Here is a 14,709-nt window from a genome sequence, read left to right as displayed (position 1 = left end):
CCCATCGGACGACGAACGGAAGGAGGTGCGGGATGTCAGAGGTCCCCGCGAGTGTCACCCGGGCCCAACTGGCCATCATGGAGCCGCCGGCGACGGTCGGCGCCCAGCCCGGCGGGGTGATCGCGCGGCTCCCGCTCCAGTTCAACCCGTCGAGCCTGGTGCTGCGGAAGTCCTCGGAGTGGCGCCGTACCCCGTCCCGGATGGCCGCCGAGTCCGCGCTGCCCGAGTTCGTCGGCAGCGGGCCCCGCTCGCTGTCCATGGAGGTGTTCCTCGATGCGACGGCGACCCATGACGACTCCGTGGAAAAGGCGGTGGAGCAGCTGATGACGGCCTGTGTGCCGACTCCGGCGAGCCTGGCGCGCAAGAAGCCGGCGAGCCCGTGGATACGGCTGGACTGGGGCACGTCGTCGACGACGTCGTTCAACGGGGTGCTGACCGGCCTTCAGGTCACCTACTCGCTCTTCGACGTCGACGGCAAGCCGCTGCGGGCCACCTGCTCGTTCACCATCGACGAGGCCAGTGTCGACACGCCGGGCCAGAACCCGACCTCCGGCTCGATGGAGGCGCGCAGCACCCACCGGGTGATCGCGGGCGACAGCCTGCCGCTGCTCGCCTGGCGCGAGTACGGCGACGCGACGGCGTGGCGCACCATCGCCGAGGCCAACGACATCGACGACCCGATGGTGCTCGTCCCCGGGGTGGAACTGATCGTGCCGGGGATCGACGAGCCCACCCGAGGAGGGCGGTCATGACCACTCCCGAGGCACGCGGCGGCCGCTCCTTCGCCGCGGATCCGATCGTCGAGGCGCCCGGCCCGCTGCCGCCGGTCTGGGCGGCCCAGCTGGTCTCCTGCGACATCGAGGAGAGCACGGGCCTGCCCGACACGGCCGTGCTGATGTTCCGCGACGCGGACCACACCTTCCTGTCCGCGACCGGGGTCACCATCGGCACCCGGCTGCGGGTCTCCGTGATGACGGTGCAGGGCAACGCGCAGGTGCGGCTGTTCACCGGCGAGGTGACGGCGCTGGAGCTGGACGTGGACACCACCGGCTCGTTCACCGTGGTGCGGGCGTCCGCCATCACCCACCGGCTGATGCGCGGGCGCCGGGTGAAGGCGTTCCGCAACATGTCGACGGCGGACATCGTCCGTCAGGTCGCCGCGGGCGCCGGGCTCGGCTGCGGCCGGGTCGACGCGTTCCCCGTCGTCCACGAGCAGCTGTCGCAGGCCAACGTCTCGGACTGGGAGTTCCTCCAGTACCTGGCGCAGGAGAGCGGCGCGCAGGTGCGGGCGGACGACGAGGGGCTGCTGGAGTTCGTCAAGCCCGAGCAGGCCTCCTCGGCCCCGGCCCCCTCGACGCCCGCTCCGCAGAACCCGATGGTCCTGGAGTACGGCCGCAACCTGCTGGAGCTGCGCGGTGTGCTGACGGGCGGCGGCGGGGCGGACACCGTCGAGGTGCGCGGCTGGAACGTCCTCACCAAGAAGGCCCTGGTCGCCACGGAGCCGTCGGTGGCCAGCGAGACGGTGCGGCCCGGGATGAGCCCGTCGACGGCGGCCGCCGCCTTCGCCGGGAAGGCGCGGATGACCGTCACCGACACCCCGTACCGCACGCAGGCGGAGACGGCGGCCGCGGCCGGGTCGGTCGCCGCCTCGGTGGCCGCCGGGTTCGGCGAGCTGGAGGCGGTCGTCGAGGGCAACCCGAAACTGCGGGCGGGTGTTCCGGTCGCCCTGGGCAACGTCGGCGCCGCCTTCTCGGGCCGCTACACGGCCACCGCGGTGCGCCACCTGCTGGAGCCCTACCGCGGCTACCGGACGACCGTCGTGGTCAGCGCGGCGCCGGACCGCTCCCTCGCGGGGCTCGTCGCCGGGGGCGGCGCGGTGCCGCGCGGGCCGCGGATGCCCGGTCTGGCCATCGCCGTGGTCACCGACGTCCGGGAGCCGGGGGGCGCGCAACGCGGCTGGGTGCGGCTGAAGTTCCCGTGGCTGGACGACACCTACGTCTCCGACTGGGTGCGCACCGTCCAGTGGGGCGGGCAGGGCGGCGGCGGCGTGTTCAGCCCCGAGGTGAACGACGAGGTGCTGGTCGGCTTCGAGCAGGGCAGCCTGGACAGCCCGTACGTGCTGGGCGGCCTCTACAACGGCGTCGACAAGCCCTCGCCGCACGAGGTGCCGCTGGTCGACCCGGCCGGCGGGAAGGTCAACCGCCGCTCGCTGGTCTCCCGTTCGGGCCACCGCCTGGAACTGCTGGACGTGCCGGGCGGCCAGTCCGGCGTCCGGCTGGCCAGCGGGGACCGGAAGCTGGAGGTGCGGCTGGACGAGCAGCACGGCGAGATCGTCCTGACCGTCTTCGGCGCGGCCGGTGCGGCGGCGGCGAGTTCGGTGCGGCTGTCCTCCACCGGCATCACCATCGACGCCGGCGCCGGGGCGGTGAACCTGCGCGGGGGATCGGTGAACGTCACCGGCCGCACCGAGGTCACCGTGGAGGGCGGAGCGCTGGCGGTGCTCAAGGCGGCCCTCGTGCGCATCAACTGAACCACCGTCGGCACGGCCCGACCCTCCGGCCCCCTCGAACCACCCGATTGGAGAACGCAGATGCCCCCCGCAGCCCGGATGGGTGACACCACCAGCGACGGCGGTGCCATCACCACCCCGCCGCCAGGCGCCCTCGCGGCGGCGACCGTACTGATCGGCGGCCGCCCGGCCGCCGTCACCGGCAGCCTGCACGTGTGCGTGCCGCACGTGGAACTCGGGCCCGGCAACGTCGTCATGCCCAGCCCCAAGGCGGCGGCCGGGGGCCTGGTCCTGATCGGGGGGCTGCCCGCGGCGCGGGTGGGCGACCAGACGGCCTGCGGCGCGAAGATCGTCACCGGCGCGTTCAACGTGCTGATCGGGGGCGTCGCGTGAGCGGCTTCATCGGGCGAGGCTGGGCCTTCCCGCTGCGGGTGAACGCCACCGGCGGCATCGGCATGGTGGACCGGGACCGGGAGATCGAGGAGGCCATCCGGCTGATCCTCGGCACCGCCCCCGGGGAGCGGCCGATGCGCCCGGAGTTCGGCTGCGGCATCCACGAGTACGTGTTCGCGCCGAGCGACGGCGGCACGGCGGGCCGGATCGCGCGCGAGGTGCGCACCGCGCTGGAACGCTGGGAGCCGCGGATCGAGGTGGACGACGTCGTGATCGCCTTCGACACCGTCGACGACGGCACGCTCTACATCGACGTCCACTACACCGTGCGGTCCACCAACGACCGCCGCAACCTGGTCTTCCCCTTCTACACCATCCCGAGCTCGCCGGACGCCCCGGATGTCCAGGACGTCCCGGGTGCCCTGGGCGCCGTGACCGGGGGAGTGAGCTGATGGCGCTGCCCTCCCCGAACCTGGACGACCGCCGGTTCCAGCAACTCGTCGACGAGGCCAAGCGGTTCGTCCAGCAGCGGGCCCCGGAGTGGACCGACCACAACGTGTCCGACCCCGGGGTCACCCTGATCGAGACCTTCGCGTACATGGTGGACCAGCTGCTCTACCGGCTGAACCGGGTGCCGGAGAAGAACTACTCCGCCTTCCTCGACCTGCTGGGCGTCCGGCTCTTCCCGCCGGCCGCGGCGACCGCGGAGGTCGACTTCTGGCTGTCGGCCCCGCAGCCCGAGACGGTGCTGCTGCGGGCGGGCACCGAGGTGTCCACGCTGCGGACCGAGACCGAGGAGGCGGTGGTGTTCTCCACCGCCGAGGACCTGCCCGTCGTCCCCAGCTCCCTCGACCGGCTGGTCACCGTCTCCGCCGCGGGGGAGCAGACCGACGCCACGGCGCGGCTGGCCGACGGCGTGGACGTGCCGTGCTTCCAGCCGCGCCCCCAGGTCGGGGACGCCATGCTGTTCGCGCTGCCGGCCGTCGTGCCGCGCTGCATCCTCGTCGTCCGGCTGGACAGCCGGGTCGAGGGCGTCGGCGTCGACCCGCGCCAGCCCCCGCTGGCGTGGGAGGTGTGGGACGGCGCGCGGTGGATCGCCTGCGAGACCGGCTCCGACACCACCGGCGGCCTCAACCGGCCCGGCGAGGTGGTGGTGTTCGTGCCCGCCGGGCAGGTCGCCTCGGTGGTCGCCGGGCGCCGGGCGGGCTGGCTGCGCTGCCGGGTGTCCGCGCCGGAGCCGGGCCAGCCGTTCTACGCGGAGTCCCCGACGATCCGCCGGGCAGAGGTGTTCACCGTCGGCGGCACCGCGACCGTCGTGCACGCCCAGACCGTGACCGACGCGCCGCTCGGCACCTCGGAGGGCGTCGCGGGCCAGCGCTTCCGGCTCGCCAGGCCGCCCGTCCTGCTCGACGGCGGGCCCCCGGTGGTCGAGGTCGCGGCCGGCGACGGCTGGGAGCGGTGGACGGCCGTCGAGCACTTCGGTGACTCGGCGCCGACCGACCGGCACGTGGTGATCGACGCGACCACGGGAGAGTTCGCGTTCCCGCCCGCCGTCCGGGAACCCGACGGCGGCCTGCACGCCTTCGGCGCGGTGCCGCCCAAGGGCGCGCACCTGCGGGTACCGCGCTACCGCACGGGCGGCGGCACCGCCGGGAACGTCGCCCGGGCGACGATCACGGTGCTGCGCAGCTCCGTCCCGTACGTGGCCAGGGTCGACAACCGGGAAGCGGCCAGGGGCGGGGTCGACGGCGAGACGGTGGAGAACGCCAAGGTGCGCGCCCCCCACCTGCTGCGGCTCCAGGAACGGGCCGTCACCGCCGGGGACTTCGAGCTGATCGCCCGGCAGGCCGCCCCCTCGGCGGCCCGGGTGCGCTGCGCGCCGGCCGTCGCCGGGGAGGCGGGAGCGGTGCGGGTGCTGGTGGTCCCCGACGCGGTCGCGGACGAGGGCGACCGCCTGCGGTTCGAGCAGCTGATCCCCGGCGAGCAGGTGCTGTCGGCCATCGCGACGGCCCTGGACGAGCGGCGGCTCGTCGGCACCCGGCTCGTCGTCCAACCGCCCGACTACCAGGGGGTGACGGTGGTCGCCCGGCTCGCGACCCGCTCCCCGGACGGCGACCGGGTCCGGGAGGCGGCGCTCGCGGCCCTGTTCCGGCACCTCAACCCGCTGCGCGGCGGCGCCGACGGAAGGGGCTGGCCGTTCGGCCGGGCCGTGCAGTACGGGGAGGTGTTCGCGGTGCTCCAGCAGGTGGCCGGGGTCACGGCGGTCGAGGAACTGCGGCTCTTCCCGGCGGATCCGATCACCGGGCGCCGGGGCGCGCCCGCCGAACGGGTCGACGTCGCCCCGGACGCGCTGGTCTTCTCGCACCAGCACCAGGTCGTGGTCGCCGCGCTCCCGGCGGACGGTCCGCGATGAGCAGAGCGGCCGTCCCCGGGCTGCCCAGCCCGCATCCGATCGGCGAACTCCTGCCCGCGCTCTACGCCGAGGACGACTTCGCCCAGCGGTTCACCGCGGGCCTGGACACCGTCCTCGCCCCGGTCTTCGCCACCCTGGACAACCTGCCCGCCTACTTCCAACCGCGCCTGGCCCCGGCCGACTTCGTCGAGTGGCTGGCGGACTGGGTCGCCGTCGAGACCGACCCGGCCTGGCCGGAGGAGGTCCGCCGGGCCGTGGTCGGCCGCGCGGTCGAACTGCACCGGTGGCGGGGCACCCGGCGCGGGCTCCGGGAACGGCTGCGGCTGATCCTCGGCGTCGGCGCGCAGATCGTGGACGGCGGCGGCGTGGCCTGGTCCACCACCGCGGGCGCGGAGTTGCCGCCCGCGCCCTCCGGGGAACTGCTGGTGCGGGTCTGGCCCGAGCGCACTCCGGCGGTGGACGAGGAGCAGGTGCTGGCGGTCGTCCGGGCGTCCTGCCCGGTCCACCTCACCTGCCGGGTGGAGGTCCTGCCCGGCCCGCCTGGTCCATCCGGTCCGCCTGGTCCATCCGGTCCACTCGGTCCACTCGGTGCGGAAGAGAGCTGAGCAATGCGTACGTGTCCCGAGTGCGGAGTGGCCAACGAGGACGGGGACGACTTCTGCGGCAACTGCGGTGCCTACCTCGGCTGGTCGGGGACGGCTGCCGCCACCTCGGCGGCTCCCGCCTCCGGGGCTCCCGGCTCTGCCGCCGCCCCGCCCGCTGGCGCCAACCCGCCCGCTGCGTCGCCCGCTGCTCCGCCCGCCGGTGCGGCCCGCGAGGAACCGCCCGTGCGGCCGTCCGCGGCGCCCGCCGAACCGCCTGCCGCGCGGCCCGCCGAGCCGGCGAGGCCCTCCTCCGCCGCGCCCGCTGCTGCGCCCGCGCCCGCACCCACGCCCGTACCCGCACCCGCCTCCGAGGTGCCGCCGGTCCGCCCCGGCGCGGTGCCGCCGCAGCCCACGGCCGCCCGGCAGCCGGCGGCGGACCCCGTGGCGGTGCAGCCCGCCAAGCCCGTCGCGCCCCGGCCGACCGTCCGCCCGGCCGCGGCCGACGAGGCCCAGGTCGGCCCACCCTGCCCCCGGTGCGGCACGCCCAACCGGCCCGACCGGAAGTTCTGCCGGCGGTGCGCGGAGCCGCTGACCCCCACCGAACTCGTGGCGGCCCTGCCGTGGTGGCGCACCCGCTGGCCGTTCCGCCGCCGCGTGCGCATCGGCGGCTCCGGCAGCACCCTGCGCCGGATGATCGCGCTGCTCGTGCTGGCGGCGCTGGTGGTCGCGGGCGTGCTGTTCTACCCGGCAGGGCGGAACATCTACGAGGACGTGCTGGACAAGCTCCGCGACGCCTCGGCGATCTCCCCCACCGGGGCGGCGGCGAGCGCGGAGGTCGAGGGCCATCCCGCGAAACTGACCGTCGACGGGCTGAGCAACACCTACTGGGGGGCGCCGAACGTCGGGGACTCGATCAGCTTCCCCTTCGCCCGACCGTTCCGGCTGGTGGACGTGATTATCCACACCGGCTCCTCCACCGAGCCGCAGCAGTTCCAGCAGCAGGCACGGCCCACCGCCCTGGACCTCCGGATGACGACCTCGGACGGCAAGGTGCACGAGCAGAAGGTGACGCTGAACGACAAGCCGGGCCCGCAGACGGTGCTGACCGGCGTCAGCGACGTCGTGAAGGTGACGCTGGTCGTCCGCGCCGCCGCCGGGACGGGGCCCGGAATCCCCATCGCGCTGGCCGAGGTGGAGTTCTTCAAGCGCTGAGGGGCAGGCTGCGGGGGTGGGCCCGGGCGCCGGCGTGGGAGGCTACCCGGGTACCGCCGCAGCCCGCGCCCAGGAGCACCGCCATGCACCGACCCCCCGCCTTCCGTCTCGACGCCACCGCCTCCGGGCACCCGGCGGGGATCCTCGACGCCGCCGAGCGGGCCGAAAGCCGGGGCATGGACCGCCTGGTGGTCGCCGAGACCGCGTACGACCCGTTCCTCCAGCTGGCCCGCGCCGCCGACCGGACCGAGCGGATCGAGCTGGCCACCGGCATCGCGGTGGCCTTCGCCCGCACCCCGATGACGCTGGCCTACCAGGCCTGGGGGCTGCACGCGGCCTCCGGCGGACGGGCCGTCATCGGGCTGGGCTCGCAGGTCAAGCCGCACATCGAGAAGCGCTTCGGGATGCCCTGGGACCGGCCGGCCGCGCGGATGCGCGAGTACGTGCACGCGGTGCGGGCGATCTGGCACAGCTGGCAGACCGGCGAACGGCTGCGCTTCCGGGGCGAGTTCTACACCCACACGATGATGACGCCGGTCTTCTCGCCCGACCCCGTCCCCGCCGGGGTGCCGAGGATCCTGCTGGCCGGCGTGGGGCCGCTGATGACCCGTACGGCCGGGGCGGTGGCCGACGGGTTCCTCAGCCACCCGTTCTCGTCGCCCGCCTACCTGGCCGAGCAGGTGCTGCCCGGTCTGACCGGGGCCCGGGCGCAGGCCGAGGCCGAGGGCGCCCCGTGGACGGCGCGGCCGTTCGAGGTCGCCGGCAGCGTGCTGACCGCCACCGGCCGGACGGAGGAGGAACTGGCGGCCAACCGGGCGGGGGTGCGGGAGCGGCTGGCGTTCTACGCCTCCACCCCGGCCTACCGCCCGGTGCTGGCCCAGCACGGGTGGGAGGGGCTCCAGGAGGAACTGCACACCCACTCGGTGCGCGGCCGCTGGGCGGAGATGGCCGCGCTGATCGACGACGAGGTGTTCGACACCTTCGCGGTGTCCGGTCCGGTCGAGGACGTCGCCCGCGAGCTGACCCGGCGGTACGCGGGCCTGGTCGACCGGCTGTCCGTCAGCCTGCCGGAGGAGGCGGACCCGGAGCTGGGCCTCGACGTCCTGGCGGCCGTCCGCGCCCTCGGCTGAGCTCCGTCGGACCCTCGTCGACCCTCGTCGACCCTCGCCGGACCTCCGCCCGGTCCCGCCGGACCCCTCGCCGTACCCGCGCCAGCCCCCGTAGCCCGACCGGAAACAGCCGCCGACCGAACGCGGTGGGCGGTGGATCGGGCAGGAGACGGCCAAGACCGGGCACATTCGGGCAACGGGTTCCCGGTGGCGACGGCGGGCGGCAGGATCGCGCTGGCAGACCGTGACGGGCCGCCGACTTCACCCACCCCACGGTCTGTCATGTCTTGGCCACCGTCGACGACCGTGGGGGTGCCCGCTTGTCCGTGCCAGACGACCATCCTGCCGTTGACTGCCTCGCCGAGTTCGGGGCGCCCGACGACCTCGCCGACTTCGACGAGTTCCTGCGCGTCTGCGCCGAACTGACCGGCTTCGACGAGCCCGAGCTGCGCGCCACCGGCATGGCGCACGAACACCACCGCACCACCCTGGCCCACCGGGTCCGCGACGACCACGCCCTGGTCCACCTCTGGTACGTCGGCGCCTGGCCGGGCGAGACCCCCAGCTCCGCCCGCGCCTACGACCAGGGCCTGGCCTGGCGGACCTTCCGCGCCGACCCGCCCGGCGCCGCCGCCCCCGGCCACGGCAGTTGGGCCGAGGCCCCCCGAGGGGTTGAGGAACGGTGACCGCCCGCTGGGACGTCGTCGTGGTCGGCGCAGGCTTCGCCGGAACGCTGGTCGCCCACCGCCTCGGCGCGCAGGGCCGGCGGGTCCTCGTCCTCGAAGCCGGCCGGGCCGCGCCCTCCGGGCCCGAGACCGCCGCCGCCTTCCGCGCGGCCGGCGGCGGCCCGCCCACATCGCCCTACCCGCACGACCCCGACGCCCCGTCCCTCGACGTCACCGACCTCACCGGGCTCCCCGGCGGTGGCTTCACCGCCACCGGACACCTCCGGCAGGACGGCCCGCTGCCCTACGCCAGCGGCTACCTGCGTGCCAACGGCGGCACCGGACTGCTCTGGACCGGCCTCACCCCGCGCATGCACCCGGAGGACTTCCGCACCGGCGACCTCGGCCGCGGCCGCAACTGGCCGATCGGCTACCACGACCTGGAGCCGTACTACCGCGCAGCCGAACACGAACTCGGCGTCGCCGCCGACGCCGGGGAGCAGCGCCGCGCCGTCGGACTGCCGATCCCGGACGACTACGCCTTCCCCATGCGGGCCATCCCGGCCAGCCACCTCGACCGCCGGCTCGCCCACGCCCTCGACGGCCGGACCGTCCGCGACCCCGCCATGCCCGGCCCCGCCCGGCTCGCCGTCACCGGCACCCCGCACGCCCGCAACGGCCTGCCCACCCGGCCCGGCGACAGCTTCGGCCAGCCCTGCGCGGGCAGCGCCAGCTGCGTCCCGGTCTGCCCGACCGGTGCCAAGTACACGCCGCTGCGCACCCAGGCCCGCTGGGCGCCCTGCGTCGAACTGCGCACCGGGGCCGTGGTGGCCAGGGTGCTCGCCGACCCGGTGACCGGGCGCGCCACCGGGGTGGAGTACCTGGCCGGCGGCGCGGCCCACCGGGTGGACGCGGACCTGGTCGTCCTCGCCGCGCACGCCGTCGAGAACGCCCGGCTGCTGCTCCTGTCCGGCCTGGCCAACCGCAGCGACCAGGTGGGCCGCAACCTGATGGACCACCCGGCGCTGCTCACCTGGGGGCTCATGCCCGGCCAGGTCGGCCCCTACCGGGGGCCCGGCTCCACCAGCGGCCTGGAGGCCTTCCGCTTCGGCCCGGCCCGTGCCCGCCGGGCCCCGTTCCGGATCGAGATCGGAAACTGGGGCTGGTCCTGGGCCGGTGGCTCCCCCGAGGCGGAGACGGCCGCACTGCTGGCCGCCGGGCTGCGCGGCAAGGAGCTGCGGGTACGCCTCGGCGACCGGCTCGGCCGTCAGTTCTCGCTCCAGTTCGAACTGGAGCAGCCCGCCGACCCGGCCAACCGGGTCACCCTCGACCCGGACCGGCGCGATCCGCTCGGCCTCCCCGGCCCGGCCGTCCGCTACGACCTCGACGAGTACGTCCGCGCGGGCATGGTCTCGGCCCGGGCCGTCTCCGACCAGCTGTTCGCCCTGCTCGGCGCCGAGGACCACACCGCCTACCCGGCCGGTCCGCAGTGGCCGGGCCGCCTCGAACACCTGGGAACCGCCTACGGCTACCGGGGCGCGGGCCACGCCGGCGGCACCCACGTCATGGGCGACTCGCCCGCCACCTCCGTCGTCGACCACTGGCAGCGCTGCTGGGACCACCCCAACCTGTACGCCGTCGGGTGCGGCTCGATGCCCTCGCTCGGCACCTCCAACCCCTCGCTCACCATGGCCGCCCTGGCCCTGCGCAGCGCCGACCGGATCCACCAGGACCTGCTGGACCTTCACCGCCCGGTGTCCGTCGGCACCAGGCTGCCGACCCCCGGCCCGCCTCGCTCGCCCGTGCTCCCTTCGCCCGGCACCCCTTCGCCCGGCACCCCTTCGTGCGTCGCTCCTTCGCTTGCCACCCGTTCGCCCGCCTTTCCGGAGACACCATGACCGGCCTGCCGCTCCCGCCCGTACCGGAGCCGTACCACCTGCCCTTCCACTACGGCGCGCTGCACAACATCGGCGTCGACTACCTGGTCCAGCCCGAGCGGGCGCGCGAGCTGCTCGGCAAGCGCCACCCCGGCCTGACCGCCGCCGTGTTCGACGGCGGGGCCTGCGTGTCCCTCAACTACCAGCTGTACTTCGCCCAGTACCCGAACGGCGGTGGCATCACCGAGGAGCTGGAGATCAACCTGGTCGCCCACCCGATGTTCGCCGGGGACCGCCTGCCGGTCCTCAACTACGGCCAGTACGCCCGGGGTTACGACCAGACCAAGCTGCTCGGCATCGCCCGCCTGCACGTCCTGTGCGACAACCCGCTCGCCATCGACGCCGGGCGCCGCCTGTACGCCGAGCCCAAGCACCCCGGCTGGTTCGAGACCGCGCTGCCCTCGCTCAACGCCCCCGCCTTGCGTGAGCGCTGGTCCGTCTCCTGTCGCCGGGCCACCCTCGGGGCGGACGGGCTGCGCCGCCACGACGAGCAACTCCTCGCCCTCGACGTGAACCTGATCGGCCTCACCGCCGAATCCGTCAACAACACCCCGATCACCGGCTACGGCACCGACGACGAGGGCAAGCTGCTCGCCGGCCCGCTCAACGTCTACCACCCCTACCGCTACTACGCCCTGGACGACCGCACCGCCGACCGCGTCCGGCTCGACCTCGGCAACCCCGCGGAGGAGTCCGCCCGCGACCTCGCCCACCTGATTGCCGACGCCCCGGCCGCCGGGGTCTGGACCTACCAATCCCCGCCGGTCGCCGCCCACAACCGCGCCTACTACGTCCGGTGATGTGCCCGCCCGCCGAGGGCGGGTTACGGTCAGGGTCGACACCACCTGAGTGGGCGGGCAGCGGACCGTTGGCGCCGTTCTCGCGTGCACCCCTGACCGCTCCTCCGCAGCTGGGGGTGTGCTCGTGAGTGTCCACTGACAAGGGTAGCCTTACCCATTGCGCAGGTGATCGGCAGTGGGGAGGGACCCTTGTTGGAATTCCGGCTGCTCGGACCAGTGGAAGTCCGGTGCAACGGGCAGTTCGTCGAGATCGGGCCACCGAAACGCCGGACCTTGCTGGCGATGCTGCTCCTCGCCAACGACGCGCTGGTCACCAACGACCGCCTCACCGACGCCCTGTGGGGCGAGCAGCCGCCCAGACACGCCAAGACCGTGATCCAGGGGCACGTCTCCCAACTCCGCCGGCTGCTGCACCCCGTGGGCCCGGTCACCATCGCCACCGCCTGTGACGGCTACCTCCTCCAGGTACCGTCCGACCACATCGACGGTGAGCGGTTCCGCGCCGCCGTCGCCGAAGCGCGCACCGGCGACGGCGCACCGGCCGGGATCCCGGCGCTGCGCAAAGCCCTCGCGCTCTGGCGCGGCCCGGCGCTCGCCGGACTCTGCGGCACACCCCCGGTCGTCGCCGCGGCAGCGGAACTGGAGGAGGCGAGGCTCGGCGCGGTGGAGGAGCTCGGCCAGGCGCTGACCGCCGACCGGCGCGCCGAAGAGGCCGTCGCGGTGCTGCGCGGCCCGGCGGACCGGCATCCGCTGCGCGAGTCCCTGGTGGCGCTCCTGCTCGACGCCCTGCTGTCGACGAACCGGCAGGCCGAGGCCATCGAGCTCTACCACCGGACGGCCCGACTGCTCGGTGACGAACTGGGCGTCGACCCTGGCCCCGCGATGGTCGAGGCCTACGACCGGATCCTCGGCCCGCCACGCGCCGCACGCCGACGGGAGGACACGCACCGGCCCGGGGACCCCCACGGACAGGAGGCCGCGGGCCGGCAGGAGGCCGCCCGCCGCCAGGCGGACGCGCACCGCCGAGCTGACGCGCACCGTCAGGCGGACGCATACCGCGGCGCGGGCCAGCCGGGCGCGAACGACCTGCGGCGACCGCTCCTGCTGCCCCGCCGACCGGCTGGCTTCACCGGGCGCAAGCGCGAACTCGCCGCCCTCGACGCGGCCGTGCGGCACACCGCACACGACTCGCCCATCTGTCTGGTCACCGGGCCGGCCGGGATCGGAAAGAGCGCGCTGGTGGCCCACTGGGCCCAACAGGCCGCGGCGGACTTCCCGGACGGCGTGCTCTTCGCCCGGCTCGGCGGCTTCGTCGACACCGCCCCGATCGCCGACCCCGCCTTCGTCATCCGGGACTTCCTCGGCGCGCTCGGCATCCAGCCCGACGACATCCCGCAGAACACCGCCGCAGCCGAGGCGCTCTACCGCTCGCTGCTCCGGAACCGCCGCCTCCTGGTCATCCTCGACGACGCGCTGAGTTACGACCAGGTCCGCCCGCTGCTCCCCGGCGCCCACGGCTGCGCCACCGTCGTCACCAGTCGCAACCGGCTGGAGAGCCTGGTCGCCGGCGACTGCGCCCGCCCGCTGCTGCTGGACCGGCTCGGGCCGGGGGAGGGCGAGGCACTGTTCGCCCGCATCCTCGGCCCGGACCGGGTCGGAGCGGAGCCGGACGCGGCCGGGCGCCTGGTGCGGCTGTGCGACGGGCTGCCGCTGGCCCTGCGACTGGCGGCGGCCCGGCTGGCGGTGCGGCCCGAGCGCTCGCTCGGCGACGCGGTCGAGGAACTCCGCGACGGGCAGCGGCGGATCTCGTTCCTCGCGGTGGACGGCATCGACTTCGCCTCCGTCCTGCGCGTCAGCGTGGACCACCTCCCGCCCGACGCGGTCGCCGTCCTGCGGCTGCTGGCCCACCACTTCGGCCCCGACATCGACGTGGCGGCGGTCGCCGCGCTGGCGGACGACAGCCCGGCCGGCAGCCGCGCCGTGCTGGAACGCCTCGTCGCCGCCAACCTGGTGGAGGAACGGGGGCACGACCGCTACGCCCTGCACGGACTCATCCGGCTGTTCGCCCGCTCGCTCGGCCCCGCCCCCGGGGACGACCGCCTCCTTCCGCTCCTCGACCACTACCTGTACGCCGCCCTGGCCGCCGCGAGCGCGGCGGTGGCGGGCAGCCAACCCTGCTGCCGGCTCCCGGAGGACTTCCGGACGCCGGTGTCGACGCCCGTCTTCGCCGACCGGGAGGAGGCCATGGCCTGGTACGCCAGGGAACGGCGCAACCTCGTCGCCGCCACCGCGGCGGCCGCCGCCGGCCGGCACCACCACCGGGCGTGGCGACTCGCCCTGCTGCTGTGGCCCCTGGTCGTCCAGCAGCCCGGAGCCGACTGGGAGGCTCCGCTCGGCCACGCCCTCGGCTCCGCCGTCGAACTGGCCGAGGCCGACGCGGAATCCCGCGTCAGGAGCCTGCTCGGCTGGGTCCTGGGGCAGAACGGCCGGTACGAGGAGGCCCTGCCGCACCTGCTGCGCGCACCCGACCTGGCCCGGCGCGCCGACGACACCGAGGGCGAGGCGATCGCCACCGCCAACCTGGCCCAGGCCCGGGAGGCACTCGGCGACACGAACCTGGCCGGCCTCGGCTACGAGCGGGCCGCGCAGCTCGCCCGCAGGGCCGGCAGCCCGCAGACCGAGATGCTCACGACCTACTACCTGGCCCGGTACCACCTGCTGAACGAGCGACCGGCGAAGGCGCTCACCCTCGCGCGGCACGCGCTCGACCTCGCCCCGGAGGACCAGGTCGTCGCGCGCCGCGCGATGCTCCTGGACATCTGCGGGAGGGCGCTGGCCACCCTGGACCGCAACGGCGAGGCGTGGCACCACTTCGACCGCGCGGGCCGCCTAGCGGAACAGGACGGCTTCACCGCCGACGCCGCCGACTACTACGCGCGCGCCGCCGCGGTACGGACCTGCGGGAACGGCTAGCGGCTGCCGGCCGCGGGTCCCGTTCCCCCGCCCCGGACGGAACCGCGCCCGAAGGCTGCCCGGTCGACGCGAGCGCGCCCACCGCGGCACCGAAGCCCACCGGCCCGCCAGCCC

Annotated in this window: 12 protein-coding genes; all 12 read left to right on the top strand. The window is 75.2% G+C overall.

All coding sequences use genetic code 11. The annotated features are described in order from the left end of the window. Positions 1–32 precede the first annotated feature (32 nt). Positions 33–752 (top strand): peptidase M23, encoded by a 720-nt coding sequence (locus AB0O82_RS21385; RefSeq protein ID WP_363585555.1) that lies wholly within the window; start codon positions 33–35, stop codon positions 750–752. Then, on the top strand, positions 749–2,530 hold the full coding sequence (locus tag AB0O82_RS21380) for a VgrG-related protein (RefSeq protein ID WP_363585554.1): 1,782 nt from the start codon (positions 749–751) through the stop codon (positions 2,528–2,530). Before AB0O82_RS21385 ends, AB0O82_RS21380 begins: the two co-directional genes overlap by 4 nt. A gap of 60 nt (positions 2,531–2,590) precedes the next feature. Beyond that, complete coding sequence (locus tag AB0O82_RS21375; protein ID WP_363585553.1) at positions 2,591–2,902, top strand: PAAR domain-containing protein; 312 nt, start codon at positions 2,591–2,593, stop codon at positions 2,900–2,902. Beyond that, positions 2,899–3,354 (top strand): GPW/gp25 family protein, encoded by a 456-nt coding sequence (locus tag AB0O82_RS21370; RefSeq protein WP_350881814.1) that lies wholly within the window; start codon positions 2,899–2,901, stop codon positions 3,352–3,354. The genes AB0O82_RS21375 and AB0O82_RS21370 overlap by 4 nt, the downstream gene beginning before the upstream one ends. Further along, positions 3,354–5,315: a putative baseplate assembly protein gene (locus tag AB0O82_RS21365; RefSeq protein WP_363585552.1), complete on the top strand. Its 1,962-nt coding sequence runs from the start codon at positions 3,354–3,356 to the stop codon at positions 5,313–5,315. Before AB0O82_RS21370 ends, AB0O82_RS21365 begins: the two co-directional genes overlap by 1 nt. Next, complete coding sequence (locus AB0O82_RS21360) at positions 5,312–5,920, top strand: phage tail protein (protein WP_363585551.1); 609 nt, start codon at positions 5,312–5,314, stop codon at positions 5,918–5,920. The genes AB0O82_RS21365 and AB0O82_RS21360 overlap by 4 nt, the downstream gene beginning before the upstream one ends. 3 nt (positions 5,921–5,923) lie before the next feature. Continuing rightward, the gene (locus AB0O82_RS21355) at positions 5,924–7,111 is read left to right on the top strand and encodes a zinc-ribbon domain-containing protein (RefSeq protein WP_363585550.1); all 1,188 of its coding nucleotides are present in this window, start codon (positions 5,924–5,926) and stop codon (positions 7,109–7,111) included. 83 nt (positions 7,112–7,194) lie between these two features. After that, entirely contained in the window at positions 7,195–8,241 is a 1,047-nt protein-coding gene (locus AB0O82_RS21350) for a TIGR03617 family F420-dependent LLM class oxidoreductase (RefSeq protein ID WP_363585549.1), read from the top strand. A gap of 305 nt (positions 8,242–8,546) precedes the next feature. Further along, on the top strand, positions 8,547–8,906 hold the full coding sequence (locus tag AB0O82_RS21345; RefSeq protein ID WP_363585548.1) for a hypothetical protein: 360 nt from the start codon (positions 8,547–8,549) through the stop codon (positions 8,904–8,906). Next, positions 8,903–10,783, top strand: a complete 1,881-nt coding sequence (locus AB0O82_RS21340; protein WP_363585547.1) for a GMC family oxidoreductase — start codon at positions 8,903–8,905, stop codon at positions 10,781–10,783. The genes AB0O82_RS21345 and AB0O82_RS21340 overlap by 4 nt, the downstream gene beginning before the upstream one ends. Continuing rightward, positions 10,780–11,622: a hypothetical protein gene (locus AB0O82_RS21335; RefSeq protein WP_363585546.1), complete on the top strand. Its 843-nt coding sequence runs from the start codon at positions 10,780–10,782 to the stop codon at positions 11,620–11,622. Before AB0O82_RS21340 ends, AB0O82_RS21335 begins: the two co-directional genes overlap by 4 nt. A 165-nt stretch (positions 11,623–11,787) precedes the next feature. Next, entirely contained in the window at positions 11,788–14,595 is a 2,808-nt protein-coding gene (locus AB0O82_RS21330; protein ID WP_363585545.1) for a BTAD domain-containing putative transcriptional regulator, read from the top strand. Positions 14,596–14,709 lie beyond the last annotated feature (114 nt).

It is taken from the genome of Kitasatospora sp. NPDC088264, from assembly GCF_040685715.1.
Lineage (GTDB): Bacteria > Actinomycetota > Actinomycetes > Streptomycetales > Streptomycetaceae > Kitasatospora.
Note: the sequence above shows the minus strand (reverse complement) of the source record. Positions and strands in the feature narration are given on the sequence as shown.

What these genes read in the sequence shown, in the direction of transcription:
- AB0O82_RS21385 (WP_363585555.1), top strand. Translation starts at nt 33, where the DNA reads ATGTCAGAGGTCCCCGCGAGTGTCACCCGGGCCCAACTGGCCATCATG.
- AB0O82_RS21380 (WP_363585554.1), top strand. Translation starts at nt 749, where the DNA reads ATGACCACTCCCGAGGCACGCGGCGGCCGCTCCTTCGCCGCGGATCCG.
- AB0O82_RS21375 (WP_363585553.1), top strand. Translation starts at nt 2,591, where the DNA reads ATGCCCCCCGCAGCCCGGATGGGTGACACCACCAGCGACGGCGGTGCC.
- AB0O82_RS21365 (WP_363585552.1), top strand. Translation starts at nt 3,354, where the DNA reads ATGGCGCTGCCCTCCCCGAACCTGGACGACCGCCGGTTCCAGCAACTC.
- AB0O82_RS21360 (WP_363585551.1), top strand. Translation starts at nt 5,312, where the DNA reads ATGAGCAGAGCGGCCGTCCCCGGGCTGCCCAGCCCGCATCCGATCGGC.
- AB0O82_RS21355 (WP_363585550.1), top strand. Translation starts at nt 5,924, where the DNA reads ATGCGTACGTGTCCCGAGTGCGGAGTGGCCAACGAGGACGGGGACGAC.
- AB0O82_RS21350 (WP_363585549.1), top strand. Translation starts at nt 7,195, where the DNA reads ATGCACCGACCCCCCGCCTTCCGTCTCGACGCCACCGCCTCCGGGCAC.
- AB0O82_RS21335 (WP_363585546.1), top strand. Translation starts at nt 10,780, where the DNA reads ATGACCGGCCTGCCGCTCCCGCCCGTACCGGAGCCGTACCACCTGCCC.